General features: G+C 66.0%; 26 protein-coding genes, 1 tRNA gene and 1 pseudogene. 18 read left to right on the top strand and 10 right to left on the bottom strand.

What is annotated here, in order from left to right:
- Positions 1-38: 38 nt before the first annotated feature.
- Together CSC94_RS02585 and CSC94_RS02580 are read right to left on the bottom strand one after the other, a co-directional pair.
- Positions 39-2,015 (bottom strand): bifunctional 2',3'-cyclic-nucleotide 2'-phosphodiesterase/3'-nucleotidase, encoded by a 1,977-nt coding sequence (locus CSC94_RS02585; RefSeq protein ID WP_099303412.1) that lies wholly within the window; start codon positions 2,013-2,015, stop codon positions 39-41.
- Positions 2,016-2,222: 207 nt separating this feature from the next.
- Entirely contained in the window at positions 2,223-2,507 is a 285-nt protein-coding gene (locus CSC94_RS02580; RefSeq protein ID WP_099303410.1) for a hypothetical protein, read from the bottom strand.
- A 253-nt stretch (positions 2,508-2,760) separates the two neighbouring features.
- Between CSC94_RS02580 and CSC94_RS02575 the strand changes: the two genes are divergently transcribed.
- From CSC94_RS02575 to CSC94_RS02555, 5 genes are all read left to right on the top strand, one after another.
- Entirely contained in the window at positions 2,761-3,099 is a 339-nt protein-coding gene (locus CSC94_RS02575; RefSeq protein WP_099303408.1) for an ArsR/SmtB family transcription factor, read from the top strand.
- Between the two features lie 5 nt (positions 3,100-3,104).
- Complete coding sequence (locus CSC94_RS02570) at positions 3,105-3,632, top strand: arsenate reductase ArsC (RefSeq protein ID WP_099303974.1); 528 nt, start codon at positions 3,105-3,107, stop codon at positions 3,630-3,632.
- A 43-nt stretch (positions 3,633-3,675) separates the two neighbouring features.
- Positions 3,676-4,746 carry an ACR3 family arsenite efflux transporter gene (gene arsB / locus CSC94_RS02565; RefSeq protein ID WP_099303406.1) on the top strand — a complete coding sequence of 357 codons (1,071 nt, stop codon included), beginning with the start codon at positions 3,676-3,678 and terminating at the stop codon, positions 4,744-4,746.
- A 193-nt stretch (positions 4,747-4,939) separates the two neighbouring features.
- On the top strand, positions 4,940-5,914 hold the full coding sequence (locus CSC94_RS02560; RefSeq protein ID WP_099303404.1) for a complex I NDUFA9 subunit family protein: 975 nt from the start codon (positions 4,940-4,942) through the stop codon (positions 5,912-5,914).
- A gap of 9 nt (positions 5,915-5,923) precedes the next feature.
- A complete protein-coding gene (locus CSC94_RS02555; protein WP_099303402.1) occupies positions 5,924-6,694 on the top strand; it encodes a sulfite exporter TauE/SafE family protein in 771 nt (256 codons plus the stop codon).
- Between the two features lie 4 nt (positions 6,695-6,698).
- Here the strand turns inward: CSC94_RS02555 and CSC94_RS02550 are convergent, their stop codons facing one another.
- Complete coding sequence (locus CSC94_RS02550; protein WP_099303400.1) at positions 6,699-7,505, bottom strand: undecaprenyl-diphosphate phosphatase; 807 nt, start codon at positions 7,503-7,505, stop codon at positions 6,699-6,701.
- Between the two features lie 165 nt (positions 7,506-7,670).
- Here CSC94_RS02550 and CSC94_RS02545 point away from each other — a divergent pair, with 165 nt between their 5' ends.
- From CSC94_RS02545 to CSC94_RS02495, 11 genes are all read left to right on the top strand, one after another.
- The gene (locus CSC94_RS02545) at positions 7,671-8,363 is read left to right on the top strand and encodes a glutathione S-transferase family protein (RefSeq protein WP_099303399.1); all 693 of its coding nucleotides are present in this window, start codon (positions 7,671-7,673) and stop codon (positions 8,361-8,363) included.
- Positions 8,363-9,511, top strand: a complete 1,149-nt coding sequence (gene queG, locus CSC94_RS02540) for a tRNA epoxyqueuosine(34) reductase QueG (RefSeq protein ID WP_099303397.1) — start codon at positions 8,363-8,365, stop codon at positions 9,509-9,511. Before CSC94_RS02545 ends, queG begins: the two co-directional genes overlap by 1 nt.
- On the top strand, positions 9,511-10,380 hold the full coding sequence (locus CSC94_RS02535) for an SDR family oxidoreductase (RefSeq protein ID WP_099303395.1): 870 nt from the start codon (positions 9,511-9,513) through the stop codon (positions 10,378-10,380). Before queG ends, CSC94_RS02535 begins: the two co-directional genes overlap by 1 nt.
- Positions 10,381-10,527: 147 nt before the next feature.
- A complete protein-coding gene (mepA, locus tag CSC94_RS02530; RefSeq protein ID WP_099303972.1) occupies positions 10,528-11,553 on the top strand; it encodes a penicillin-insensitive murein endopeptidase in 1,026 nt (341 codons plus the stop codon).
- A gap of 84 nt (positions 11,554-11,637) precedes the next feature.
- Positions 11,638-13,470, top strand: coding sequence for an ABC transporter ATP-binding protein (locus CSC94_RS02525; RefSeq protein ID WP_099303393.1), 1,833 nt, complete (start codon positions 11,638-11,640; stop codon positions 13,468-13,470).
- Positions 13,467-14,285, top strand: a complete 819-nt coding sequence (dapB, locus tag CSC94_RS02520; protein WP_099303391.1) for a 4-hydroxy-tetrahydrodipicolinate reductase — start codon at positions 13,467-13,469, stop codon at positions 14,283-14,285. Before CSC94_RS02525 ends, dapB begins: the two co-directional genes overlap by 4 nt.
- Before the next feature lie 33 nt (positions 14,286-14,318).
- Positions 14,319-14,939: a 2,3-bisphosphoglycerate-dependent phosphoglycerate mutase gene (locus tag CSC94_RS02515; protein WP_099303389.1), complete on the top strand. Its 621-nt coding sequence runs from the start codon at positions 14,319-14,321 to the stop codon at positions 14,937-14,939.
- A gap of 58 nt (positions 14,940-14,997) precedes the next feature.
- Positions 14,998-15,082 (top strand) — tRNA-Leu (locus tag CSC94_RS02510).
- Positions 15,083-15,255: 173 nt separating this feature from the next.
- Complete coding sequence (locus CSC94_RS02505; protein WP_099303387.1) at positions 15,256-15,552, top strand: Clp protease/crotonase-like domain-containing protein; 297 nt, start codon at positions 15,256-15,258, stop codon at positions 15,550-15,552.
- A 46-nt stretch (positions 15,553-15,598) separates the two neighbouring features.
- Positions 15,599-16,444: a DMT family transporter gene (locus tag CSC94_RS02500; protein WP_245408228.1), complete on the top strand. Its 846-nt coding sequence runs from the start codon at positions 15,599-15,601 to the stop codon at positions 16,442-16,444.
- A gap of 169 nt (positions 16,445-16,613) precedes the next feature.
- On the top strand, positions 16,614-17,042 hold the full coding sequence (locus tag CSC94_RS02495) for an FKBP-type peptidyl-prolyl cis-trans isomerase (protein ID WP_099303383.1): 429 nt from the start codon (positions 16,614-16,616) through the stop codon (positions 17,040-17,042).
- A 51-nt stretch (positions 17,043-17,093) separates the two neighbouring features.
- Here the strand turns inward: CSC94_RS02495 and CSC94_RS02490 are convergent, their stop codons facing one another.
- From CSC94_RS02490 to cobA, 5 genes and pseudogenes are all read right to left on the bottom strand, one after another.
- Positions 17,094-17,630 carry a DUF934 domain-containing protein gene (locus tag CSC94_RS02490; protein WP_099303381.1) on the bottom strand — a complete coding sequence of 179 codons (537 nt, stop codon included), beginning with the start codon at positions 17,628-17,630 and terminating at the stop codon, positions 17,094-17,096.
- Positions 17,631-17,638: 8 nt separating this feature from the next.
- A complete protein-coding gene (locus CSC94_RS02485) occupies positions 17,639-18,391 on the bottom strand; it encodes a phosphoadenylyl-sulfate reductase (protein WP_099303379.1) in 753 nt (250 codons plus the stop codon).
- Positions 18,366-20,030, bottom strand: a complete 1,665-nt coding sequence (locus CSC94_RS02480) for a nitrite/sulfite reductase (RefSeq protein ID WP_099303377.1) — start codon at positions 20,028-20,030, stop codon at positions 18,366-18,368. The genes CSC94_RS02485 and CSC94_RS02480 overlap by 26 nt, the downstream gene beginning before the upstream one ends.
- Positions 20,031-20,064: 34 nt before the next feature.
- The gene (locus CSC94_RS02475) at positions 20,065-20,370 is read right to left on the bottom strand and encodes a DUF2849 domain-containing protein (protein WP_099303375.1); all 306 of its coding nucleotides are present in this window, start codon (positions 20,368-20,370) and stop codon (positions 20,065-20,067) included.
- Positions 20,367-21,242: pseudogene (cobA, locus tag CSC94_RS02470) on the bottom strand (uroporphyrinogen-III C-methyltransferase); the annotation flags it as partial. The gene CSC94_RS02475 and the pseudogene cobA, both read right to left, overlap by 4 nt.
- 160 nt (positions 21,243-21,402) lie before the next feature.
- Between cobA and CSC94_RS02465 the strand changes: the two are divergent.
- The gene (locus CSC94_RS02465; protein WP_099303371.1) at positions 21,403-21,855 is read left to right on the top strand and encodes a host attachment family protein; all 453 of its coding nucleotides are present in this window, start codon (positions 21,403-21,405) and stop codon (positions 21,853-21,855) included.
- A gap of 41 nt (positions 21,856-21,896) precedes the next feature.
- A complete protein-coding gene (locus CSC94_RS02460) occupies positions 21,897-22,451 on the top strand; it encodes a histidine phosphatase family protein (RefSeq protein ID WP_099303369.1) in 555 nt (184 codons plus the stop codon).
- A 7-nt stretch (positions 22,452-22,458) separates the two neighbouring features.
- On the opposite strand, the gene CSC94_RS02455 is transcribed toward CSC94_RS02460, so the two are convergent.
- Complete coding sequence (locus CSC94_RS02455; RefSeq protein WP_099303367.1) at positions 22,459-23,307, bottom strand: alpha/beta fold hydrolase; 849 nt, start codon at positions 23,305-23,307, stop codon at positions 22,459-22,461.
- Positions 23,307-24,416: a branched-chain amino acid ABC transporter permease gene (locus tag CSC94_RS02450; RefSeq protein ID WP_099303365.1), complete on the bottom strand. Its 1,110-nt coding sequence runs from the start codon at positions 24,414-24,416 to the stop codon at positions 23,307-23,309. The genes CSC94_RS02455 and CSC94_RS02450 overlap by 1 nt, the downstream gene beginning before the upstream one ends.
- Between the last annotated feature and the right edge of the window lie 4 nt (positions 24,417-24,420).

The following is a 24,420-nucleotide window of genomic DNA, read 5'->3' as shown; positions in this document are numbered from 1 at the left end:
CCTCCGCCGGGCCTTTTCTCGTTTCGGGGTCCGGATCGTCAGAGCGTGATGCGGAACCGGGCGAAGCCGTTCTCGCCGTCGCCGGCCGGCGCGATGGTCACGCCCTTCACGTCGCCGGCATACTGCTTGCCCTTCGGACCGGTGTCGAAGACGACCGTGGCGCCCTTGACCGGCGCCAGCGACCAGTTGGCATCGGCCGACGGGTTGATCGTGCCCTGGTCGACGATGTAGCGCACGATGACGTCGCGGTTGGTGTCGGGCGCGACGAGGATCACCACGTTCTCGTTGATACCCGGGAAATTGCCGCCGCCGCCGGCACGGTAGTTGTTCGTCGCGACGACGAACTTCTGCGCCGGGTCGACGGGCTTGCCGTCGAACATCAGGTCGGTGATGCGGCTGGCGCCCGGATTGGCGACATCGCCCTTGGAGGTGTATTTCGCCGGCTGCGTGAGGTCGATCTTGTAGGTGACCCCGTCGATCACGTCGAAATTGTAGGACGGGAAGTCGGGGTTGATCAGCGGCTGGTCGGCCTTGCCCGGTTCCACCTGGTTGAAGATGCCGGCCGACATCTCCAGCCATTCCTTCACGGTCGCGCCGTCGACCAGCACGGCCCGCACGGTGTTGGGATAGAGGTAGAGGTCGGCGACATTCTTGATGGCAATCGAGCCGGCCGGAACATCGGTATAGTAGTCCGGGCCGCCACGGCCGCCGGCCTTGAAGGGCGCGGCCGCCGAGAGAACCGGGATATCCTTGTACTCGCCGTCCTTGAGCAGGTCCTTCACGTACCAGGTCTGCGCCTGCGAGACGATCTGCACCGACGGATCGTCAGCCACGAGCGCGAAATAGGAATAGAGCGGCGCGGAGGTCTTGCCGACCGGCGTGCGAACATAGGCCAGCGTCGCATCGTGCTCGGCCTTGACGGCCTCCTCGACAGCCGGCGTGCTTTCGACCAGGGCATTGACCTTGCGCTCGACCCGTTCGTAGATCGGGCGGGTTTCGACCGAGGAATCGATGACCTTCCAGGTGTTGCCGTCGCGCTCGAGAAGCAGGTCGATGAGACCCATGTGCGAGCCCCAGAAACCGGCCTGCACGGCCGGCTTGCCGAAGAGGCGGCCCTTGTCGGCGTCAACGCCTTCCAGACCGGCAAACGCCTTGCCAGGGAAGACCAGGTGCTGGTGGCCGGTGAAGATCGCGTCGATCCCCTCGATCTGGCCGAGGAAGAGCGAGGCGTTTTCCATGCCTTCTGTCCGCTTGGCATCGATGCCCGAGTGCGACAGGGCGATGACGATGTCGGCGCCCTCTTCCTTCATCTGCGGTACCCAGGCCGCGGCGGCCTCGACGATGTCGCGGGTCATCACGTTGCCCGTCAGGTGGCGGGAATCCCAGACCATGATCTGCGGCGGGACGAAGCCGATGAACCCGACACGGATCCGGTGTTCCTTGCCGTCACCGTCAGCGACCATGCGGTCGAGAATGACGTAGGGCTTGAGGTAGAGATCGTCGTCGCGCGGGTTGGGCGCCAGTTGCGTGCCGCGCACGAGATTGGCGCAGACCAGCGGATAGGTGGCGCCGGCGTTGACCTTGTCCATGAAGGAGAGGCCGTAGTTGAACTCGTGGTTGCCCAGCGTGCCGCAGTCGTAGCCGAGGAGGTTCATCGCCTGGATGACGGGGTGCATGTCGCCTTCCTTCATGCCCCGCTCATAGGCGATCCAGTCGCCCATGGGGTTGCCCTGAAGGTAGTCGCCGTTGTCGATCAGCATGGAATTGCCGGCTTCCTTGCGGAACCCGCCGATGATGCTGGCCGTGCGGGCCAGGCCCATCGTGTCGTTCGGCTTGTCGGCATAGTAGTCGTAGGGCATGACCGCGACATGGATGTCGGTCGTTTCCATGATGCGCAGATGCGCCTGGTTGGCGCTCGCGCGGGCGGCGAACGGATGGAGCGCGATCATGGCGGTCGTCGCGGCGGCGCCCGCCATCAAAGACCGTCGGTTCAAGGTAAATGCTGGACCCTGCATGCGGAAAACTCCCTGCTTCGAAGATGATTGCCTACGGCGCACCCCACCTTTTGCCGGCGAACGAGTGTGAAGCCGAAAACCGTCCGAGTCCAGCAGGGCCGTGCGACAACCGCGTGACAAGCGAAAAGGCTGCCCGCGATCACTCGCAGGCAGCCTTTCGGGGCAGGGATTGCCGGGCCTTGAGAGGCCCTCGACCTGAACCGCGCGTCAGTCCAGGATGTCGCGCTTGTCAACGTTCGCGCTGTAGTTCAGTTCCGGGTCCATCCGGTCGTCCGCCATGTTTTTCGCACGGTCATCGCGATCGACCGAAGCGGTCGGCATGCGGTCGAGCATCATCGGGGCCACGTAGGTGCCGCTCTCGGCCGGACCCATGTTGTAGCGCTGCTGCACGTCGCTGGAGTAGTTGCCGTTGATCTGCGGCGGTTCCTCGGCGAAAGCAGCGGTGGAAAGGGCGGTGGCGGCGGCAAAGGCAGCAAGTACGATCTTCTTCATGACGAAACTCCTGTTTTCCTGTCAAAATCCGTATTCAGATCCGGCTTGTCGGCGCCGGTCAGAGCAGAAACGGGAGAGGTCGCCCGGATGTTTCAGGCCGAACGATAAACAGTCGGTCACGAAATGTTTGACGACGGACCGGTGAACCGGAGGCGACCCGGTTCGTAGTGCGCGCCTGCGCGACCGCGGAAAAACCGCTTGTCATTCGACATCAACGCGCCTATTTGTTCGATAATTCTGGAACTATCGAATCATGGACAAGACAGCCGCGCTCACAGCCCTTTCCGCCCTTTCGCAGGACATGCGACTGGACGTGTTCCGCCTTCTCGTGCGCCGCGGCGGCGATGGCATGAGCGCGGGCGAGATCGGGCGCCGTCTCGGCGCGCTACCGAACACGCTGTCGGCCAACCTCAAGATCCTTTCCCAGGCCGGCCTGGTTCGCGCGGAACGGCAAGGGCGGTCCATCGTGTACCATGCCAACTTCACCGGCATGCGCGATCTGCTCGCCTTCCTGATGGAAGATTGCTGCAACGGCGCACCGGAGCTGTGCGCCCCTGTCATCGAAGCCGTGACCTGCGGCTGCCCGGAGTGACCGTCGTGACTGCCACACCCGTCAACATCCTCATCCTCTGCACCGCCAACTCGGCCCGCTCGATCCTGGGCGAGGCCCTGATCCAGCGGATCGGCCAGGGCCGCTTCCAGGCCTATTCGGCCGGCTCCCACCCGCGTGGGGTTCCGAACCCGATCGGCCTCAAGCTGCTCGAAAGCCTCGGTTACGATCCAGCGGCGTTCCGGTCGAAAAGCTGGGACGAGTTCGCCGGGCCGGACGCGCCGCAGATGGACATCGTGATCACGGTCTGCGATTCGGCGGCCGGCGGGTCCTGCCCGTTGTGGCCCGGCGCGCCGGTCAAGGCGCACTGGGGCATTCCGGACCCCGCCGGGAAAGGCGAGACCGAGGACGAGCAACTGGCCGCCTTCCGGCAGGCCTACGACCGTCTCGAAGCCCGGGTGACCGCCCTTGCCGCGCTGCCGGTCGAAGCCATGACGAGCGCAGATCTCAAGGCGGCGCTGGCTGCGATCGGTACGCTGGAAGGCGCGACCGACATGGCGCTTGGCGCCGTCTGAGCCCTCTCTCCATCATTGAATTCCCTGTCGAGGACACATCTTCATGACGCTCTCACGCCCAGCCGCAACCTCGCCCCGCATGCCCTTCTTCGAGCGAAACCTCTCGCTCTGGATCGCACTTGCGATCGGCGCCGGCGTCGCGCTCGGCAAGCTCGTCCCGGATGTCTTCCAGTTTCTGGCCGGACTGGAATATGCCCATATCAACCTGCCGGTCGCGGTGCTGATATGGGCAATGATCTACCCGATGATGATCGGCGTCGAGCCCGCCAGCATCCTGCGCGTGGCAGAGCAGCCCAAGGGCCTGGTGATCACGCTCCTCGTCAACTGGCTCATCAAGCCGTTCACGATGGCTTTTCTCGGCATTGCCTTCTTCAAGGGAATTTATGCAGGGCTGATCGAGCCCGCTTCCGCCGACCAGTACATCGCCGGCCTCATCCTGCTCGGTGCAGCGCCCTGCACGGCCATGGTCTTCGTCTGGTCGAAGCTCACGAACGGCGATCCCAATTACACCCTGGTGCAAGTGACGGTGAACGACATCATCATGATCTTCGCCTATGCGCCTATCGTCGCCTTTCTGCTCGGCGTGACAGCGATCCCCATTCCCTGGGATACGTTGGTCCTCTCGGTTGTCCTTTACGTCGTCATTCCCCTGGCAGTCGGCATTTTCACCCGGCGCCGGCTGCTGAAATCCGGGCCCGCAGCGCTTGAGTCCTTCGTCGGCCACCTCAAGCCCTGGTCGGTCATCGGCCTGCTCGCGACGGTGGTCCTCCTGTTCGGTTTCCAGGGCACGGTGATCCTCGATCAACCCGTCCTTATCCTGCTCATCGCAATCCCGCTGATGCTTCAGTCCTATGCCATTTTCGCCATCGCCTATGCAGCGGCCTATCTCTGGAAGGTTCCGTTCCGCATCGCTGCTCCCTGCGCACTGATCGGCACCTCGAACTTCTTCGAGCTCGCCGTGGCTGTGGCGATCGCGATTTTCGGCCTCTCGTCCGGCGCTGCACTGGCAACCGTCGTCGGGGTGCTTGTCGAGGTTCCCGTCATGCTTTCATTGGTCGCCGTGGCAAACCGGACGGTCCACTGGTTTCCCGCAAACGAAGGGAGCGCGTGCTGAAAGGGCGGCCGGGCCACCGGTTTCCGGCCGAGCGCGGCACGGCAGCGGCCCCGAACCGGGCGTAACATGCCGCAAGGCAGCGCCTGCGCCCAATTGCGGCTTTGACTGGGCGGCAAAAAGGTCTAAACAGCGGTCAATGAGCGCGGTCGGTCGCGGCCGCCTTGCCTAGCGTTTCGAGCCAGACGGACAGGTCATGACCCAGATCACCCCCACCCCGAAACTCGTCACCATCTTCGGCGGATCCGGCTTCGTGGGCCGGCACACGGTGCGGGCGCTCGCCAAGCGCGGCTACCGCATCCGAGTCGCCTGCCGCAGGCCCAACCTGGCCGGCCACCTGCAGCCGCTGGGCAACGTGGGGCAGATCCAGGCCGTGCAGGCCAACCTGCGCAACCGCGCCTCGATCGACCGGGTGATCCAGGGCTCCGATCACGTCATCAACCTCGTCGGCATCCTGCACGAGGGCGGCAAGCAGACCTTCCAGTCCGTGCAGGCCTTCGGCGCGCGCGCCGTGGCGGAATCGGCCCGTGCCGTCGGCGCCAGCCTGACGCATGTCTCGGCCATCGGCGCGGACGAAAATTCGCCCGCCGCCTACGGCCGGACCAAGGCTACCGGCGAAAAGGCCGTCTTCGAGACGCTGCCCGACGCGGTGGTGCTGCGGCCCTCCATCGTGTTCGGCCCGGAAGACGATTTCTTCAACCGCTTCGCCGAAATGGCCCGCTTCTCGCCGGTCCTGCCGCTGATCGGCGGCGGCGAGACGAAGTTCCAGCCGGTCTTCGTCGGCGACCTGGCGGAAGCCATCGCGCAGACCGTCGACGGCAAGGTCGAGGGCGGTCGCATCTACGAGATCGGCGGCCCGGAAGTGCTGACCTTCCGCGAATGCATGGAAGAAATGCTCGCGGCCATCGACCGCAAGCGCGCCCTCGTCTCGGTGCCGTGGTTCATGGCCCGGCTGCAGGGCAAGATCCTCGGCATGCTGCCGAACCCGATGCTGACCGTTGACCAGGTGGAAATGCTGAAGGCCGACAATGTCGTCTCCGAGGCGGCAAAGGCCGAGGGGCGGACGCTGGCTGCCTTCGGTATCGCGCCGCATTCGGTGGACGCCATCGTTCCCGGCTACCTGTGGCGTTACCGGCCGGCCGGACAGTTCACCCGCAAGGGCGCGGCATAAGGGCCGCGCTTGGATCTCGTCGCATCCCTGCTACCTGACACGCTCGGCACCGGCGGCGCCCTGCTGCTGGTGGTGGCCAGCTTCTTCACCTCCGCCCTGACAGCCGCCTTCGGCGTCGGCGGCGGGCTGTTCATGCTGGCGCTGATGGGCGTGATGATCCCGGTGGCCGCCCTCATCCCGGTGCATGGCGCGGTCCAGCTCGGCTCCAACACCGGGCGCGCCTGGCGCCAGCGGGCGCATGTGAACACGACGATCCTGCTGCCCTTCCTGGCCGGCGCCATCGTCGGCTCCATGGCCGGCGGCTATTTCGTCACCGGCATTCCCGACGCCGCGCTGAAGCTGGTGCTCGGCATCTTCATCATCGTGGTGACCTGGGCGCGGATCCCCGGCTTTGAAAGCCTCTCCCGCGCAGGGCTGGCGGCCGGTGGCGGCATCCTCGGTTTCGTGACCATGCTGGTGGGCGCGACCGGGCCGATGATGGCCGCCTTCCTGTCGAAGATCCTGCCATCGGACCGCAAGGCGCTCGTCGCCACCCACGCGTTGCTGATGATGGTGCTGCACGCCCTCAAGATCGCCGTCTTCGGCGTTCTCGGCTTTGCCTTCGCCGACTGGCTGCCGCTGGTCGCGGCCATGATCGCCGTCGGCTACGCAGGCACGCTGTGGGGGACGACGCTGCTGGAGAAAATGCCGGAGGCCCTGTTCCGCAAGGCCTTCCGCATCCTGCTGACGCTCTTGGCGCTCGATCTCGTCCGGCGCGGCCTTCTCGCCTGGGCCGGCTGAGGTCTCAGCCCCAGACCAGCAGCGCGATCATGCCAAGGCCGCCGACCACCAGGCGCCACCAGCCGAACAGGCTGTAGCCGTGCTTCGACACGTAATCGAGCAGGTATCGCACCACGACCACAGCGACGAAAAAGGCGGTGACGAAACCGACCGTGATGATCGGCAGGTCGGAAAAGGTCAGGACGTCGCGGTTCTTGTAGAGGTCGTAGGCAAAGGCGCCGACCATGGTCGGCATGGCCAGGAAGAAGGAGAATTCCGCTGCCGAGCGCTTGTCGGCGCCAAGAAGGAGCGCGCCGACGATGGTCGATCCCGAGCGCGAGGTGCCGGGAATCATGGCCAGGCACTGGAACAGGCCGATGCCGAGGCAGACGTGAACGGGATATTGCATCACGTCGTGGTATTTCGGCTTCAGGTCCCAACGATCGACCCAGAGCAGGATCACGCCGCCGATGATGAGCGTGGAGCAGATCAGCATGGGCGATTCGAACAGGACGGTCTTGATGAAGTCATGCGCCAGCGCACCGATGACGGCGGCGGGCATGAAGGCGACGAGGATGCCGAGAACGAAGCGCTGGGTGGTCCGGTCGCGCGGCAGGTCGAGGAGCATCTTCCACAGCCGGGCGAAATAGACCGAGAGGATGGCCAGGATGGCGCCGAGCTGGATCAGCACCTCGAAGGCCTTGCCGGTCGACTTGAAGCCGAGGAAATGGCCGGCCAACAGGATATGACCTGTGGAAGACACCGGAATGAACTCGGTCAGACCTTCCAGCAAGCCGAGCGCAAAGGCGTCGGCAATCGATTGTTGGGCCATGTAGTGGAACTCCCGTTCGGTTTCAGGCTCCGGACCGCGCCTCGCTTGTCAGCCGCACGCGCAGCCCCTATACCCGGAAACGGTTCACAGATCGTATCGCGAATCGCCCGGCGGAGAGAGCTTTAGCGCCGTGCTGCGTGCAAGACCAGAGCCCGGCGGAGCCCCATGCTGACCCTATTTCACCACCCGATGATCACCGGATGCCGCTACGTGCGACTCATCCTGGGCGAATATGGCGAGGAGATCTCTCTCATCGAGGAAAAGCCGTGGATGCGGCGCAAGGAGTTCCTGCAGATCAACCCGGGCGCCACGCTGCCGCTGCTGCTGGCCGAACACGATGCGCCGATTCCCGGCGCGATGGTCATCTCGGAATATCTCGACGAGACGCGCGGCGCCCTGCTGCGCAACAAGCGGCTGTTTGCCGACGATCCGTTCGAGCGGGCTGAGATCCGCCGGCTGTGCGACTGGTACCTGACCAAGTGCGAGAGCGAAGTGACGCGGCACATGGTGCGGGAACGGGTCTTCAAGCCGATCATGCCGGCCCACCTGGGCGGCGGATCGCCCGAAGCCGCGGCACTGCGGGCGGCGCGGGCCAACGTGCGCCAGCACATGAAATACACCAACTGGCTGGCCGGAAACCGCAACTGGCTGGCGGGAACCAAGATCACCTATGCCGACATGGCCGCCGGCGCAGCCATCTCGATCCTCGACTATCTGGGCGAGATCGAATGGAACGACTACCCGGCAGCGCGTGACTGGTACGCCCGGCTGAAATCGCGGCCGGCCTTCCGTCCGCTGCTCAGCGAGCGCGTCCAGGGACTGCCGCCGGTGTCGCACTACGCCGACCCGGATTTCTGATGGCCGGACGAGGGGCTAACGCGGCCGCGCGGCTTCGTGCCTTCATCCGCGACGAGGCCCGGGCGGCCGGATTCGACGCTGTTGCCATCACGACGCCCGATGCCATTCCGGAGGCATCCGACCGGCTTCAAGGCTTCCTCGACGCCGGTTGGCACGGGACCATGGCGTGGATGGCGGAAACGGCTGACCGGCGCGCCGCCCCGGCCGCGCTCTGGCCGGACGTCCGCTCCGTGATCATGCTGGCCATGAACTACGGGCCGCGGCACGATCCGCTGACCATTCTCGAGCGCCGCGACCGGGCCGCGATCTCCGTCTATGCGCAGCACCGTGACTACCACGACATCATCAAGGGCCGGCTCAAGACCATCGCCGGCAAGCTGGCGGCGCGGACCGGCGCGGACGTCAAGGTGTTCGTGGACACCGCGCCGGTGATGGAAAAGCCGCTGGCGCAGGCCGCCGGGCTTGGCTGGCAGGGCAAGCACACCAACCTCGTCAGCCGGACCTTCGGCTCGTGGATCTTTCTCGGGTCCATCTTCACCACGGCTGTGCTGGAGCCGGACGCGGCTGAGACGGATCATTGCGGCTCCTGCCGGGCCTGCCTCGACATCTGCCCGACCGACGCCTTCCCGGCGCCCTACCGGCTCGATGCACGGCGCTGCATCTCGTACCTGACCATCGAGCACAAGGGCATGATCGACCGCGGCCTGCGCGAGGCCATGGGCAACCGCATCTACGGCTGCGACGATTGCCTGGCCGTGTGTCCGTGGAACAAGTTCGCGCAATCGGCGCGCGAGGCGAAGCTGGTCGCCCGCGACGACCTCACCGCGCCACGGATCGCTGACCTGCTGGTGCTTGACGACGCCGCCTTCCGGGCCATGTTCTCCGGGTCGCCGGTCAAGCGGATCGGCCGCGACCGCTTCGTGCGCAATGTCCTGATCGCGGCGGGCAACAGCGGAGACGGATCGCTGGTTCCGATCGTGACGGGCCTGCTCGATGACGGGTCCGCGACCGTGCGAGCGACGGCGATCTGGGCGCTATCGCGGCTCGGTGCGTCGGACGTGTTGCGCGCCCGGGCTCCGGTCCTGGCGGCGGATGACGATGACGGCGTGCAGGCCGAGTGGGCGCACGCCATGGAGGGCGAGAACTGATGCGGGTTTTCCTGTTCGGCGCCGGCTATTCCGGCAAGGCGATTGCACGGGCATTCGCGCCCGGCTCTCGCTGGATCGTGGGGACGACCCGCTCGGCCGACCATTTCCCGGCGCTGGAAGCGGCGCACATCGAGCCCTTCGTTTTCACCGGCGAAGCCGACGAGGTGGCGCTGCTGCCGCTGGAATACATGACGCAGATGGCCGTGACCATTCCTCCGGACGAGGACGGCTGCCCGGTGCTGCGCGCCGCGGGAAAACTGCTGGAAGAGCACATGCCGGCGCTGTCGTGGGTTGGCTACCTCTCCACCGTCGGCGTTTACGGTAACCACGACGGCGCCTGGATCGACGAGACGGCGGACTGCCGGCCGACATCGGCCCGCTCGACGCGGCGGCTCACGGCGGAAGAACAGTGGCAGGCCTTCGGCGAAAGGACCGGCATCCCGGTCGCCATCCTGCGCCTGCCGGGGATCTACGGCCCCGGCCGCAACGCGCTTGTGAACGTGGCGGAAGGCAAGGCCCGGCGGCTCATCAAGCCGGGACAGGTCTTCAACCGGGTTCACGTCGACGATATCGGCCGGGCCGCCTATTTCCTGGCCCGCCATCGCGCCGGCGGGATCTTCAACGTGACCGACGACGAACCCTGCCCGCCACAGGACGTGGTCGTCCACGCCTGCCATCTCATGGGGGTCGAACCGCCACCGGAGCAGGATTTCGAAACCGCCGACCTGTCGCCCATGGCGCGGTCCTTCTACGGCGAGAACAAGCGCGTCTCCAATGCGAAGCTGAAAGACCTCGGCTTCGAGCTTCAATACCCGGACTACCGGACGGCACTGGACGCGATGTGGGCGGACGGCACGTGGCGCGGGTGACGACCGGAGACCCGGGGGCACGCCTGTTCGCCGGCCCTGCAAATCATGCTAGTGTTCCGATCACATTCCGCTTCGCGTTAACCGCCCGCTAACCATGACGGCCCAGCCTTGCGGATGTTTGCCGGATCACATGCGGAACTGCGACTCATGATCAAGACCCTATTCAGACTAGCCGCGAGCCTGGCCGTGGCCCTCGCGATTTCCCACGGCGCCAGTGCCGAACCGCTGGCCAAGAACCTTTTCGGCCACAAGCGCCTGCCCGCGGCAACGGCGCCGGCCTCCTACGGCTTTTATTCCAAGGGCTGTTTTTCCGGCGGGCTGGCACTGGCGGCCGACGGCGAGTACTGGCAGGCGATGCGGCTTTCGCGCAACCGGCGCTGGGGTCACCCGGCGATGATCGCGCTGCTGGAAAAGCTGTCGCGCGACGGGCACAGGGACGGGTGGAACGGGCTGCTGGTCGGCGACATCTCGCAGCCGCGCGGCGGCCCCATGCTGACCGGCCATGCCTCGCACCAGATCGGGCTCGACGCCGACATCTGGTTCACCCCCATGCCGGACCGTCGATTCAGCAAGGAGGAGCGCGAAAAGGTGAGCGCGGTTTCCATGCTGAAGGGCGATTCGCTGCTGGTGGATGACAGCAAGTGGACCAGGGCACATGAAGCAATCCTCCACCAGGCAGCCAGCTATCCGGAGGTGGAGCGCATCCTCGTTCATCCGGGTATCAAGAAGAAACTCTGCGACACGGTGACGGGCGACCGGTCTTGGCTTTCGAAGATCCGTCCGTTCTGGGGCCACTACTATCACTTCCATGTCCGCATCGGGTGTCCGGCCGGATCGCCCGGCTGCAAGGGTCAGGCAGCGCCGCCGCGTTCCGACGGCTGCGGCAAGCAGCTGGCCTGGTGGTTCACGGACGAACCCTGGCGCCCGGCCAAGCCCGGCGCAAAGAAGAAGCCCAAGGCGCGCGACGTCATGACGATGGCCAACCTGCCGGCGGCATGCCGCGCCGTGCTCAACGCGCCTTCGCCGGTCTCGGAGGCGGCCGTGACGGTCACGGATCGCCGCGGCGTGGCCATGGCAGGCGCGAGCAGCGGCGTTGCCGCGATCATCAACAGCTATGCCCCCCTGCCCGCCGGCCCTTCGGTGCCGGTGCCATCGCCACGACCGGGGCACTGAGCGGGACTGGCCATGGCGGCCGCTTGCGGTTATGAAGGCGCGCCGGCGCACGGGCCGGAAGCTTGAAAAGGTCGCGCGGCACGCATGGCGAAGCAGGACAAACCGCAGAGGCGGCTTCGAGCCGATGACGTGATCGCGGTCATGCGCCGGGTCATCGGCGAGAACGGCCGCGCCTACCTGCGATCCTATATCGTCGCCGTGATCTGCCTGCTTCTCGTGGCGGGCGCGACGGCCTACCTGGCGTGGATCATCCGCGATGTCGTGGACAAGATCTTCTACCAGAACCGCAAGGACATGATCGTGCTGCTGGCGAGCTCGATCTTCGCCGCCTTCCTCGTGCGCGGCCTGTCTTCCTATGCCGCTGCCGTGCTGCTGGCGCGGGTCGGCAACAACATCATCGCCCGCTACCAGGAACGCATCTTCGACAAGCTGATGGCGCTCGGCATGGGCTTCTACGCCAACCAGCGCTCCGGCCAGCTCATCGCGCAGATCAACCAGAACACGACCGGCGTGCGCGACCTGATGACGATCACGCTGACCTCGCTGGCGCGCGACGCCATGACGCTGGTCGGCCTGGTGGCCGTCATGTTCTACCAGGATGTTCTGCTGGCCTCGGCCATTTTCGTCATCGGCCCGCCGCTCGGCCTGGGCGTCAACTACCTGATGAAGAAGCTGAGGCGGGTGACGCGCCAGTCGGTGGAATACAACGCGCGGCTGCTGGGTGCCATGCAGGAGGCCGTGCAGGGCATTTCCATCGTCAAGGCCTTCACCATGGAGGCCCAGCTCCGCGACAAGCTTTCGGACCTGATCTACCAGTCGGAGCGGCGCGCCAACCGCATTGCGGAAGTCTCCGAACGGGTGTCGCCGATCGCGGAAATCCTGGCTGGCGTGCTGGTATCGCTGGCGATTGCCTATACCGGGTTCCGGACGCTGGAAACGGGCGAACTGCCGGGGTCCATGGTCGCCTTCGTCACCGCGATGATGCTGGCCTACGATCCGGCGCGGCGGCTGGCGCGGGTGCAGGTCGGACTCGAGAGAGCCCTGGTGAACGCACGCATGATCTACGAGATCATTGACCTCGACACGCAGCAGCCGGACCGCGATCACGCCGCCCCCCTTTCGGTCGGCCAGGGCGAGATCCGGTTCGAGGACGTGACCTTCGCCTACGGGCCGGACACGCCGGTCATCCGCGACGTCTCGCTGACGGCGGAAGCCGGGCGGACGACGGCCATCGTGGGCAGTTCCGGAGCCGGGAAAACGACCCTGATCGCCCTCATCCAGCGGTTCTGGGACCCGGAGGCCGGTCGTATTCTCATCGACGGGCAGGACATTGCCGGGGTGACCAAGTCGTCGCTGCGCGCCGCCATCGCCTACGTTTCGCAGCAGCCCTACCTTTTCGAAGGCACGATCCGCGACAACATCCGCTACGGCCGGGCCGACGCGACGAACGAGGAAATCGAGGCGGCGGCGCGGGCGGCCCATGCGGAAGAATTCATCCTTGCCCAGCCGGAAGGCTACGACACGCCGGTGGGCGAAAGCGGCTCGACGCTTTCCGGCGGCCAGCGGCAGCGGCTGTCCATCGCGCGCGCCATCGTGCGCAACGCGCCGATCCTGCTGCTTGACGAAGCCACGTCAGCGCTGGACAACCAGTCGGAAAAGAAGGTCCAGCTGGCGCTGGAGGAGGTGATGAAGGGGCGCACGACCATCGTCATCGCCCATCGCCTCTCGACCGTCATCAACGCCGACCGGATCATCGTCATGGACGAGGGCCAGGTGGTCGAGAGCGGCACCCACGCAACGCTGCTGCGGCGCAAGGACGGCGTCTACCGGCGCTTCCACGACGCGCAGATGGCCAAGCCGGTGGATCTCGACCTCAACGAGGCGGAAGCGATGCAGAGCGAAGGAGACATCCGATGAAGGACATGAAACTGGTTGTCGCCGGCGCCGGCGGACGCATGGGCCAGGCGCTGGTCCGCGCCATCGCGGAAATGCCGGGCGCGGTGCTCCACGGCGCCATTGAACGCGACGGCTCACCGGTCATCGGCCGCGACGCCGGCGAACTGGCGGGCGCGGGCCATGCCGATGTCGCCATTACCACCGATCCGCTGGCCGCGATCGCCCACGCCGACGGCCTGCTCGATTTCACGACACCGGCGGTTTCCGCAGACCTGGCCGGCTATGCCGCGCAGGCGCGCATCGCCCACGTGATCGGCACGACCGGTTGCGGCGCGGACGAGGATGCGAAGATCGCGGCAGCCGCGCGCCATGCCACGATCGTCAAGTCGGGCAACATGAGCCTCGGCGTCAACCTGCTGGCCGTGCTGGTGCGCCAGGCGGCCAGGGCGCTGGATGCCGCCGATTTCGACATCGAGGTGCTGGAAATGCACCACCGGCACAAGGTCGACGCGCCGTCGGGTACTGCCCTCCTGCTGGGCGAAGCGGCGGCGGCGGGACGCGAGATCGCACTCGCGGACCATTCCGTGCGGGTGCGCGACGGCCACACCGGTCCGCGCGAAGCCGGCTCGATCGGTTTCGCCACGCTTCGCGGCGGCTCGGTCGTGGGCGACCATTCGGTGATCCTCGCCGGCCAGGGAGAGCGAATCACCCTGTCGCACCACGCCGAGGACCGCTCGATCTTCGCCCGTGGCGCGGTGAAGGCCGCGCTATGGGCGCACGGGCGCAAGCCCGGCCTCTATTCCATGCTCGACGTTCTCGGCCTCTCTGACCGCTGAACGCAGCGCCAACGCAACAGGAGACAAGCAGACATGGCTGGCACGCTGGTTCTCGTCCGTCACGGACAGAGCGAATGGAACCTGAAGAACCTCTTTACCGGCTGGAAGGACCCGGGCCTGACGGAAAAGGGCATCGAGGAGGCCAAGTGGGCCGGCAAGGCGCTCAAGGAGCGCGGCATGACCTTCGATCTCGCCTTCACCTCGGACCTGACGCGGGCGCAGAACACGCTGAAACTGATGCTCGCGGAACTGGGCCAGGAGGGCCTGGAGACGCGGCAAGACCTCGCCCTGAACGAGCGCGATTACGGCGATCTGTCCGGCCTCAACAAGGACGACGCCCGGGAAAAGTGGGGCGAGGAGCAGGTGCATATCTGGCGCCGGTCCTACGACGTGCCCCCGCCCGGCGGCGAAAGCCTGAAGGACACGCTGGCGCGAACCCTGCCCTATTTCGTGACCGACATCCTGCCGGCGGTCATGCAGGGCAAGACCGTTCTGGTGGCCGCGCACGGCAATTCGCTGCGTTCCATCTGCATGGTCCTGGAGCGGCTGAACAAGGACCAGATCGTGGGTTTCGAGATCGCCACCGGCGAGCCGATGATCTACGAACTGGGGCCGGATACACTGGTCACGGAAAAAACAGTGCTGGCGAAATAATTTCCTGACAAACCGCGTTGACACGGGCGGGCAATCCGCCTACATCGGCGCGGCACCTGCCCAGGTGGCGGAATTGGTAGACGCGCACGGTTCAGGTCCGTGTGCCGCGAGGCGTGGAGGTTCGAGTCCTCTCCTGGGCACCAAATTCCCCGGACATGTCCGGACACAAGAGCCCGCGCAAGCGGGCTTTTTTGTTGCCTGCAGGTCCTTTCACGGGGTGACCCGACGTCGTGCATGCGCCTGTGCACCGGCAAGGCTTGCGCAAACGCCGTTACCGGCTTAGCCATGGTCGCTGAAATTTGCCGAAGGGTACGGAATGCAGCGGCTTGCCGATCTGAAGCTGGAAACGATCACGATCGACGTGGGCCTTGCGCAATATCCCGTCGAGGACAGCGAGGCGCGCGCCTTCGGCACCGCCCGGCCGGCCGCTTGGAACCCGCCGCTGTCCAATTTCGCCATTTGCCCGGCCATCCCGCACATGCAGAACATGTCGCCGCTGGATGCCTCCTACGCCGAACCGGTGGTCGCCGGTGTCGTGGGCACGCAGCCGGCCTCCAGGGAACGCCTCGAGGCCTTCGCCGACAAGACCGGTCCGCGGGTGAAGCCGCAATGAGGTACCCATGACGACGGCCGCGGTGAGCCCGCATCAGCAGGGATCCATGACGAAAGCCGCCCTGTGGATGGGCGGCTGGCTGTCCCTGATGGTGACCATGGCGGTGGCCGGGCGCGAGACGGCCAGCCGCCTCGATGTCTTCCAGGTCATGGAACTGCGCGCGTTCATCGGCTTTGTCCTGCTGCAGCCGCTGGTAATGAAGGCCGGCGGATGGGGCGCGATGCGGTCGGCCCGTCCGATGCGCCACCTGACCCGCAACGTGGTGCACTACGCGGCACAATATGCATGGCTGCTCGCGGTGACGCTGATCCCACTGGCGCAGGTGATCTCGATCGAGTTCACCATGCCGCTGTGGACCGCCGTGCTGGCCTATTTCTTCCTCGGCGAGAGCATGAACCGTTTCAAGGCCGCCGCGATCGCGCTCGGCCTCGTCGGCGTCGTGATGATCGTGCGTCCCGTCACCACCGACGTCAGCGCCGGGCAGCTCGTCTCGATGGCGGCGGCGGTCGGTTTCGCCATCTCGGTCGTGCTGGTTAAATCGCTGACGCGCACCGACAGCCCGGTGCGGATCATCTTCTGGATGCTGATCATCCAGGCGGCGATCGGCCTCGTCCCCTCGTTCATGGTCTGGCAGCCGGTGCCTGCGGACCTGTGGCCATGGATCGCGGTCGTCGGCTTCTGCGGAACGTTCTCGCATTTCTGCATGGCCAAGGCCATGACCCATGCCGACGCCACCGTGGTGGTGCCGATGGATTTCCTGCGGGTGCCGCTCACGGCGCTTGCGGGATGGCTAATTTACAAAGAACTGATCGATGTCTGGACCGTTGCCGGAGCGGCGCTGATCCTGACCGGGAACCTGCTGAACCTGAAGAAACCGGCCTCGCGTGGCTGATTTCCCCGGCGAGACGCCCGAGCGGCGGTTGCATCGCCGGGTCTGAAATGCAAGGTTCCGACGAACACCTTGCGCCAAGGCGGCGTTGATAAACCCCCGCGCATTGCTGACTGGTCGTTCCCTCGCGTTCTGGCTTGCAGTTTTGCCAGATTTCTAAGGAGACACATCCGTGAGCACGGCGAAGAACGGCGATACCGTCAAGATCCACTACACCGGCACCCTTTCCGACGGCACCCAGTTCGACAGTTCGGCCGGGCGCGATCCGCTGAGCTTCCAGCTCGGCGCCGGCCAGATCATCCCGGGCCTGGAAAAGGAAATCGCCGGCATGGCGGTCGGCGACCAGAAAACCGTGACCGTGCCGGCGGAGGAGGCCTACGGGCCGCGTGATCCGCAGCAGGTCCAACAGGTGCCACGCAATGCCCTGCCGCCGGAACTGGACCCGCAGGTGGGCATGCAGTTGCAGGCGCAGACGCCCAATGGCACGCCGGTGCAGCTGATCGTGATCGAGGTGACCGACGAGACGATCACCGTCGACGCCAACCACCCGCTCGCCGGGCAGGACCTGATCTTCGCCGTGGAGATGATCGAAATCAGCTGAGCAGGACAGGCCGCGCACCAGCGCTGGCCGGGACGGGTATAACCCGGCCGTTCAGGCCGGGACACGCCTCCAGGCAAACCGCGCGGCCGGACCGGCCGCGTCGACGGCAGGCTGGTAGTGGGCCGCGAAGGCATCCACCGCGCCGGCCTGGAGCCGCGCGATGGCAACGCCGTGCGACACTTCCAGTTCATCGAAGCCGGTCCGCAGCATGTGCGCGACCTGGTCCGGCAACACGTCGCCGGATGCCCGCACAGCGCCGGCAAAACCGTATCTGGATCGCAGCAGCGTCGCCTTCGAATAGGAACGCCCATCGTTGAAGGCCGGGAAGGCCAGGACGATCAGCGGCAGCGCACCCAGGAACGGCAGCAACGGCTCGAGGCTTTCGCCCGGCTGGATTTCGACCGCCAGATAGCCGGCCCTCGCGGTCCGCTCCTCTTCATCGAGCGCCAGGAAGCCGTCCAGCGGCAGGACGAGGTTCTCACCCCGTTCGCGATCCTCGATGCCGCCGGCGCGGATCCAGGTGTCTTCGACGAAGCCGCCGGCCCGGGTCCACAGCCGCGGCGCCGTGTTGTCATTGGTATCGGCCATGATCCTGCTCACAGTTCGGACGACGACAGGGACTGGTCCAGCCCGTCGAGATGGATGCCGCATTCGGTCTTGGCCTGGCCTGCCCAGCGTCCGGCGCGGGCATCCTCGCCGGGCTGAACCGGGCGCGTGCAGGGGAAGCAGCCGATCGACAGGTAGCCGAAGGCCACCAGCGGGTTTTCGCGCAGCTTGTGGCAGACCGCGTAGGCCTTGACCGCATCCGCGTCCAGGTGCGCCAGCGGATTGACGCGAATACGATGGCCGACCGCCTCGAACACCGGCAATGCGGCGCGGGTCGACGCCTGGAAACGCTTGCGCCCGGTAAACCAGGCGTCATAGGGCTCCACGGCGCGCGCCATCGGCTCGACCTTGCGGATGGCACAGCAGCCGTCGGTATCGCTCTTGTGCAGGTCATTGGCCGGATCGCGCAGCGCAAGCTGGCTGGCGTTGGGATGGATGACCTGGAGATTGGCCAGGCCGAGGTCTTCGACCAGGGCATCGCGATAGCCGATCGTTTCCTCGAAATGGTGACCCGTGTCGAGGAAGGCCACCGGCAGATCCGGCGCGGCCGCGGCGATCATGTGAAGCAGAACGGCGGAATCGGCACCGAAGGACGAGACCGCGGTGATCGTTCCCGGGAACAGGGTGCGCGCCGCGATCTCCACGATCAGGGCCGGTGGCAGGTCGGCAAAGCGGGCTTCGTAGTCCGCGGCAAGCAGGGCGGCTTGCGCCGCCGCGTCAGGCTGCCTTTGCGTCGTCGGCATAGAGGGCCTCCTTGAAGGGTGCGGGACCGAGGCGGCGATAGGCGGCAAGGAAGGTTTCCCCGCTGCCGGCGCGCAAGGCCAGGTAAGTATCGATGATGGTTTCAACGGCGCCGGCGATCCGCCCGGGCTCGAAGCCGCGGCCGATGATCTCGCCGATCGACGCATCCTCGGCGCCGGACCCGCCGAGCGTGACCTGATAGAGTTCGGCGCCCTTCTTCTCGACACCGAGGATGCCGATGTGGCCGACATGGTGATGGCCGCAGGCATTGATGCAGCCGGATATCTTGATCTTCAGGTCGCCGATTTCCTCCTGCCGGCTTTCCAGGCGCGTCGCGATCTCCTGGGCAACCGGAATGGAGCGGGCATTGGCCAGGGCGCAATAATCAAGGCCCGGGCAAGCGATGATGTCGGTGACAAGGCCGGCGTTGGCCGTGGCCAGTTCCGCCTCGACCAGGCGGTCATAGACCGCCTTCAGGTCGGCGCGTGCCACGTGGGGCAGGACGAGGTTCTGTTCGTGGCTGACGCGGATCTCGTCAAAGGCAAACTTCTCCGCGATGGCGGCGACGGCCTCCATCTGGGAGGCGGAGGCATCGCCCGGTACCTCGCCGATCCCCTTTAGCGAGATGGTGGCCACCGCGTAGTCGGGGTGACGATGCGCGGTGACATTGCGGCGCAGCCAGGCGGCGAAACCCGGATCGGCCTGCTTCGCGGCGATCTCGGCGACGACGCCCTCGGAGCGGTCAGCCAGCGGCGGCGGCGCGAAATAGGCCGCGATGGCGTCGGTATCGGCCTTCGGCAGCGTCAGGTCGCCATCCTTCAGCGCGGCCCATTCGGTCTCCACCTGGCGGGTGAATTCCTCCGTGCCGGTCTCGTGGACGAGGATCTTGATGCGCGCCTTGTACTTGTTGTCGCGGCGGCCGTGCAGGTTGTAGACGCGCAGGATGGCCGTAACGTAGGAGAGCAGGTGCTCCTCGGGCAGGAAGTCGCGAATCTTCTTGGCGAGGATCGGGGTCCGACCCTGTCCCCCGCCGACCCAGACGGCAAAGCCCGGACGGCCGCTTTCATCCGTCTTCAGGTGCAGACCGATGTCGTGGGTCTGGATCGCGGCCCTGTCGGCCTCTGCTCCGGTCACGGCGATCTTGAATTTGCGCGGAAGGTAGGAAAACTCCGGGTGTACCGTCGACCACTGCCGCAGGATCTCGGCATAGGGGCGCGGGTCGGCCAGCTCGTCGGCGGCAGCGCCGGCGAAGTGGTCCGCCGTGACGTTGCGGATGCAATTGCCGGAGGTCTGGATGGCGTGCATCTCCACCTCGGCCAGTTCCTCCAGGATCTTCGGCGTATCGGCAAGTGCCGGCCAGTTGAACTGGATGTTCTGGCGCGTCGTGAAGTGACCATAGCCCCGGTCATAGGTGCGGGCGACATGCGCCAGCTTGCGCATCTGCCGCGACGACAGCGTGCCGTAGGGGATGGCAATGCGCAGCATGTAGGCGTGCAGCTGCAGATAGACGCCATTCATCAGCCGCAGCGGCTTGAACTGGTCCTCCGTGATCTCGCCATCGAGGCGGCGGCGGACCTGATCGGCATATTCGGCGACCCGCGCCTTCACGAAGGCATGGTCGAATTCGTCGTAGCGGTACATGGCTCTGGTCCAGTGCTTTCGATTGCGGCGCGGCTCAGGCGGCGCGGCGTGCCGGGGCGTCCGGTGCATCGGCGCGAACGGCAATGGTCGGACCGCCGGCGCGGATGCGTTCGCGCAGGCGGCGCGGCACGATCTCGCCGTCGACGAGATCGACATCGATGAGGTTGACGTCGACCACCTCGTTCTTGAGGAAGGCCGCATGGCCGGCGTGGCTCAGCTTTTCCTCGCAGGCGGCATCCGCAGCCACGTCGGCCTCGTCGATGGCGGCTGCCCAGGAGTGATCGGCACGCAGCCAGACGGCGATACCATCGGACAGGCGGTTAGCGGTCAGAATCTTCATGCGGACACTTCCTCGCGGGCTTGCGTTTCTGTCTGGGCGGTCCGGGTCAGCGGCACGGAGCGGGAAAAATCCGCCCCGGCGACCGCCTCGCCGATGATGGTCATGACGGGACCGGTGAGTTCGTCGCGGGCTTCCAGCGCCGGCAGGTCGGCCAGCGTGCCGTGAAACAGGCGGGCATCCGGATAGCTTGCGTTCTCGACCACGGCGACGGGCGTTTCCGCCGGGAGACCGGCCTCGGCCAGCCGCGTGGCAACGGATGCGGCGATGGAGCGGCCCATGTAGACGGCAACGGTTGCGCCGGCCACGGCAAGGCGCGCCCAGTCCGGCAGGGCCTTGCCCTTCAGGTCGTGACCGGTGGTGAAGACCATGGAGGAGGCGACGCCACGCAGGGTAAGCGGCAGCGCGAAATCGGCGGCGGCAGCAAAGGCGGCCGTCACGCCCGGCACCACCTCGTGCGCAATGCCGGCCTCACGCAGGGCCGCCAGCTCCTCGCCGGCGCGGCCGAAAATCAGCGGATCGCCGCATTTCAGGCGCACGACCCGCTGGCCGGCCCGGCCAAGGCGCACCAGCAGCGCGTTGATCTCGTCCTGCGTCCGGGAGTGGCAGCCCTTGCGCTTGCCAGCCGCGACGCGGGCAATGCCGCGGGGCACGAGGTCCAGCACGGCCTGCGGCACGAGGGCATCGTGAACGACGACATCGGCGGCGGCGATAAGGCGCATGGCACGAAGCGTCAGCAGGTCTTCTGCGCCCGGTCCGGCGCCGACAAGCGCGACGTGGCCCGTGGCGGGAACTTCCGGCGATGCAATGGTGTTGGCGTTCATGGGCACGGTCCTTCTAATCGGCCGCAATTGTCGATCAAAGAAGGTCCGCCATGAAGGAACGGCGCAATCGCGCCACATCACCGGGGAAAATCGCTTTTGCGTCGCAATCGCGTGCGACAGAAAATCATTCCCGCACGTGCTGGCGAAGCCCCCTAAAACATGCGAAATTTCTAATACAAAGTCTCATTCGCGATCAGACCAGGAGGACAAGATGACTGCACCGAAACTGGGCCACGGCGATCTGGTGGTGGTGGCCGACGGCGAAAAGGCGCTCTTTCTCTTCAATGACGGCGACGAGGAGTTCCCGTTCCTTAAGCTGGAACGGGAAATCCAGCAGGACAATCCCTCGACCCGCGAGCAGGGGACCAACCGGCCGGGGCGGCTGAGCGATGCCGGTACGCACCACCGCAGCGCCGTCGAGGATACCGACTGGCACCGGCTCGGCAAGGAACGGTTCGCCAAGGAGATCGCGGACCGGCTGTACCGCATGGCGCACCGCGGCGACATCAGGCAACTGGCCGTCATTGCCGCGCCCATGGTGCTGGGCGAGATGCGCAAGGAGTATCACAAGGAAGTGCGGGACAAGCTGATTGCCGAGATCGACAAGGACCTGACCAATCACCCGGTGGATGCCATCGAGAAGCACTTCCATCACCGGGGGTAAACGGCACCCGAATTCCTCGACAAGACCATCAGGTGGCAACCATGATCCGACAGATTCTGATTGCAACCCTCGTGCTGTGCATCGCAGGTCCTCCGGCGCTGGCCGGGGACCTGTCGCTGCTCAGGCAATCAGGCGTGGTCGCGCTGATGCGCCATGCCACGGCGCCCGGTACGGGCGACCCCTACGAGTTCAAGATCGGCGACTGCTCGACCCAGCGCAATCTCTCCGACGCGGGACGGGATGAAGCCCGGCAGGCGGGGCAACGGCTTCGCAAGGCCGGCATCAGCTTTTCCATCGTTGGCAGTTCGCAATGGTGCCGGACACGGGAAACAGCCAGGCTATTGAATGTCGGCGCGGTGAAGGACATGCCGGAGCTTAATTCCTTCTTTGCCGACCCGTCGAACGCCGAAGAGCAGACCCGGCTGACACTGGCCCGGATCGCCGACATGCCGCTCGACGCGCCGGCCATGCTGGTGACGCACCAGGTCAACATCACCGCACTGACCGGGGTGATCCCGCAGCAGGGCGAAATCGTCGTGGCCAGGCCGAACGATCACGGCACGCTGGACGTGGTGGGCAAGATCCCGCCGCCGTGACCGGAGATCAGCCGGCAAGGAAATCCGAGAGAAGGCCGACCTCGCCGTCGCTGGCGAGCGTCGGCGCATGGCCCACATTGGCGAATTCCACCAGTTCAGGCCGGGGACCGCGCCGGGTCATCTCGCCGGCCACCTCGCGGGGGAGCACGTCGGATGTTTCACCGCGCAGCAGCAGCGTTTTCGCCGTCACGGCATCATAGGCCGGCCAGCAATCCAGGTCGCCCTTGTGCAAGGTGAACTGGGTGACGATACGCGGATCGTAATGAACCGTTATGCGGCCGTCGTCAGTGCGGCGGCACGAGGTGTCCGCCATGCGGCGCCAGAAGGCGGCCGTATTCTCGCCAAACGGCGCGTAGTTGGTTCTCAGCCAGACTTCCAGTTCCGCAACCGTATCGAAGACCGGCGGCGCGCCGACATAATCGGCAATGCGCTTCGACGCCGCCTCCGGGATGGCCGGACCGATGTCGTTGACGACCAGGTGAGTGATGCGCCCCTTCAAGCGGCCTCCGGCCAGGGTGACGCCGATCAGGCCGCCCATGGAGGTGCCGATCCAGCGGGTTTCGCCGATACCGTAGTTGTCGAGGATGGCCAGCGCGTGATCGCCAAAGGCAGCATAGGAATAATCGACCGCCTCGTCACGGGCCCAGGAGGAAAGACCGCGGCCCAGCGTGTCGGGGCAAAGGACGAAATAGCGGTCCGACAGGGCAGCGGCGGCCTCGTCGAAATCGCGGCCGGTGCGGGCCAGGCCATGCCACATGACGAGGGGCGGGCGGGCCGGATCACCCCACTCGGTGACATGCAGCTCATGGGTGCCGCACCGGACATAGGACGAGCGGGGCATGGGAGCGTGCGGCATCAGTGGCCTCCCTTTTTCATGAGCGTGCCGGCGATCCCGGCGGGGAAGAAATAGACGAGCAGGATGAAGAGAATGCCGAGCCAGAGCAGCCAACGGTCCGGATCCACCAGGTGGGGAACCAGCGGCAGGCCGGAGGTGGCCTCGGCGGCGGCGGCCATGACATCCTTCAGGTAGAATTGCGCCAGCGTCATGATGACGACGCCGAGCACCGCGCCGACCATGGTGCCCATGCCGCCGATGACCACCATGAGCAGGATGTCGATCATGATGGCGAAGGAGAGCGTTGATTCCGGCCCGGTGTATTTGAGCCAGACCGCCCAGATGACGCCCGCGATGGCCGCAATGATCGCCGCGATCACGAAGACCGCCGTGCGATAGGCGACGACCCGGTAGCCGATGGCCTCGGCACGCAATTCGTTCTCGCGAATGGCTTCCAGAACCGTGCCGAGCGGGGAACGGACGATGCGCACCAGCGCGTAGAAAAGAAGCAGGCAGGAGAGGAAGACGAAGTAATAGGCGGCGACCTTGCCGTTCATCGAGACGCCAAGGATCTTCAGCACCTTGCCATTGTCGTCGGTGAGCAGCTTCGTGGCCGGCGAGAACAGCTTCGGCGCGGAATAGACGATGCCGTCCTCGCCGCCGGTGAAGTCCGACAATTGCGATGCCAGGACCATCATCACCGAGGCTGCGGCCAGGGTGACCATGGCAAAGAAGATCGCCTTGACGCGCAGGCTGAGCACGCCGATGGCGACAGCCAGCAGGGCGGCCAGCGCCACGCCAGCGGCGCCGCCGAGAAAGATGGCGTCGAAGCCTGCCCCCATGGATTTCAGCGCCATGGCGGCGCCATAGGCACCGAAGCCGAAGAACATGGTGTGGGCGAAGGAAACGATGCCGGTGTAGCCGATCAGCAGGTCGTAGCTGGCGGCCAGGACGATGAAGACGCAGATGCGCGCGGCGACCTGCTGGGCGCGGACGTCGGGGAACAGAAAGGGCGCGAACATCAGGCAGAAGGCGATGATGGCGGCCGCCGACCAGACGATGATCCGGCCTGTCCGCACCGCCCGGACATGGGATGCGGCGGCCGGGTTGGCTTGCGTTGTGGCGGTCATGGTT

Origin of the sequence: Zhengella mangrovi (assembly GCF_002727065.1) — a bacterium.
Lineage (GTDB): Bacteria > Pseudomonadota > Alphaproteobacteria > Rhizobiales > Rhizobiaceae > Zhengella > Zhengella mangrovi.
This window is presented reverse-complemented; position numbering and strand designations above follow the sequence as displayed.

Excerpts from the sequence above, each read along its gene's own strand:
- dapB (WP_099303391.1), top strand. The coding sequence starts at position 13,467 with ATGAAGGACATGAAACTGGTTGTCGCCGGCGCCGGCGGACGCATGGGC.
- CSC94_RS02455 (WP_099303367.1), bottom strand. The coding sequence starts at position 23,307 with ATGCCGCACGCTCCCATGCCCCGCTCGTCCTATGTCCGGTGCGGCACC.
- CSC94_RS02500 (WP_245408228.1), top strand. The coding sequence starts at position 15,599 with ATGACGAAAGCCGCCCTGTGGATGGGCGGCTGGCTGTCCCTGATGGTG.
- CSC94_RS02450 (WP_099303365.1), bottom strand. The coding sequence starts at position 24,416 with ATGACCGCCACAACGCAAGCCAACCCGGCCGCCGCATCCCATGTCCGG.
- CSC94_RS02505 (WP_099303387.1), top strand. The coding sequence starts at position 15,256 with ATGCAGCGGCTTGCCGATCTGAAGCTGGAAACGATCACGATCGACGTG.
- CSC94_RS02460 (WP_099303369.1), top strand. The coding sequence starts at position 21,897 with ATGATCCGACAGATTCTGATTGCAACCCTCGTGCTGTGCATCGCAGGT.
- arsB (WP_099303406.1), top strand. The coding sequence starts at position 3,676 with ATGACGCTCTCACGCCCAGCCGCAACCTCGCCCCGCATGCCCTTCTTC.
- CSC94_RS02485 (WP_099303379.1), bottom strand. The coding sequence starts at position 18,391 with ATGCCGACGACGCAAAGGCAGCCTGACGCGGCGGCGCAAGCCGCCCTG.
- CSC94_RS02575 (WP_099303408.1), top strand. The coding sequence starts at position 2,761 with ATGGACAAGACAGCCGCGCTCACAGCCCTTTCCGCCCTTTCGCAGGAC.
- CSC94_RS02465 (WP_099303371.1), top strand. The coding sequence starts at position 21,403 with ATGACTGCACCGAAACTGGGCCACGGCGATCTGGTGGTGGTGGCCGAC.
- CSC94_RS02515 (WP_099303389.1), top strand. The coding sequence starts at position 14,319 with ATGGCTGGCACGCTGGTTCTCGTCCGTCACGGACAGAGCGAATGGAAC.
- mepA (WP_099303972.1), top strand. The coding sequence starts at position 10,528 with ATGATCAAGACCCTATTCAGACTAGCCGCGAGCCTGGCCGTGGCCCTC.
- CSC94_RS02550 (WP_099303400.1), bottom strand. The coding sequence starts at position 7,505 with ATGGCCCAACAATCGATTGCCGACGCCTTTGCGCTCGGCTTGCTGGAA.
- CSC94_RS02545 (WP_099303399.1), top strand. The coding sequence starts at position 7,671 with ATGCTGACCCTATTTCACCACCCGATGATCACCGGATGCCGCTACGTG.
- CSC94_RS02475 (WP_099303375.1), bottom strand. The coding sequence starts at position 20,370 with ATGAAGATTCTGACCGCTAACCGCCTGTCCGATGGTATCGCCGTCTGG.
- queG (WP_099303397.1), top strand. The coding sequence starts at position 8,363 with ATGGCCGGACGAGGGGCTAACGCGGCCGCGCGGCTTCGTGCCTTCATC.
- CSC94_RS02560 (WP_099303404.1), top strand. The coding sequence starts at position 4,940 with ATGACCCAGATCACCCCCACCCCGAAACTCGTCACCATCTTCGGCGGA.
- CSC94_RS02480 (WP_099303377.1), bottom strand. The coding sequence starts at position 20,030 with ATGTACCGCTACGACGAATTCGACCATGCCTTCGTGAAGGCGCGGGTC.
- CSC94_RS02490 (WP_099303381.1), bottom strand. The coding sequence starts at position 17,630 with ATGGCCGATACCAATGACAACACGGCGCCGCGGCTGTGGACCCGGGCC.
- CSC94_RS02580 (WP_099303410.1), bottom strand. The coding sequence starts at position 2,507 with ATGAAGAAGATCGTACTTGCTGCCTTTGCCGCCGCCACCGCCCTTTCC.
- CSC94_RS02535 (WP_099303395.1), top strand. The coding sequence starts at position 9,511 with ATGCGGGTTTTCCTGTTCGGCGCCGGCTATTCCGGCAAGGCGATTGCA.
- CSC94_RS02525 (WP_099303393.1), top strand. The coding sequence starts at position 11,638 with ATGGCGAAGCAGGACAAACCGCAGAGGCGGCTTCGAGCCGATGACGTG.
- CSC94_RS02585 (WP_099303412.1), bottom strand. The coding sequence starts at position 2,015 with ATGCAGGGTCCAGCATTTACCTTGAACCGACGGTCTTTGATGGCGGGC.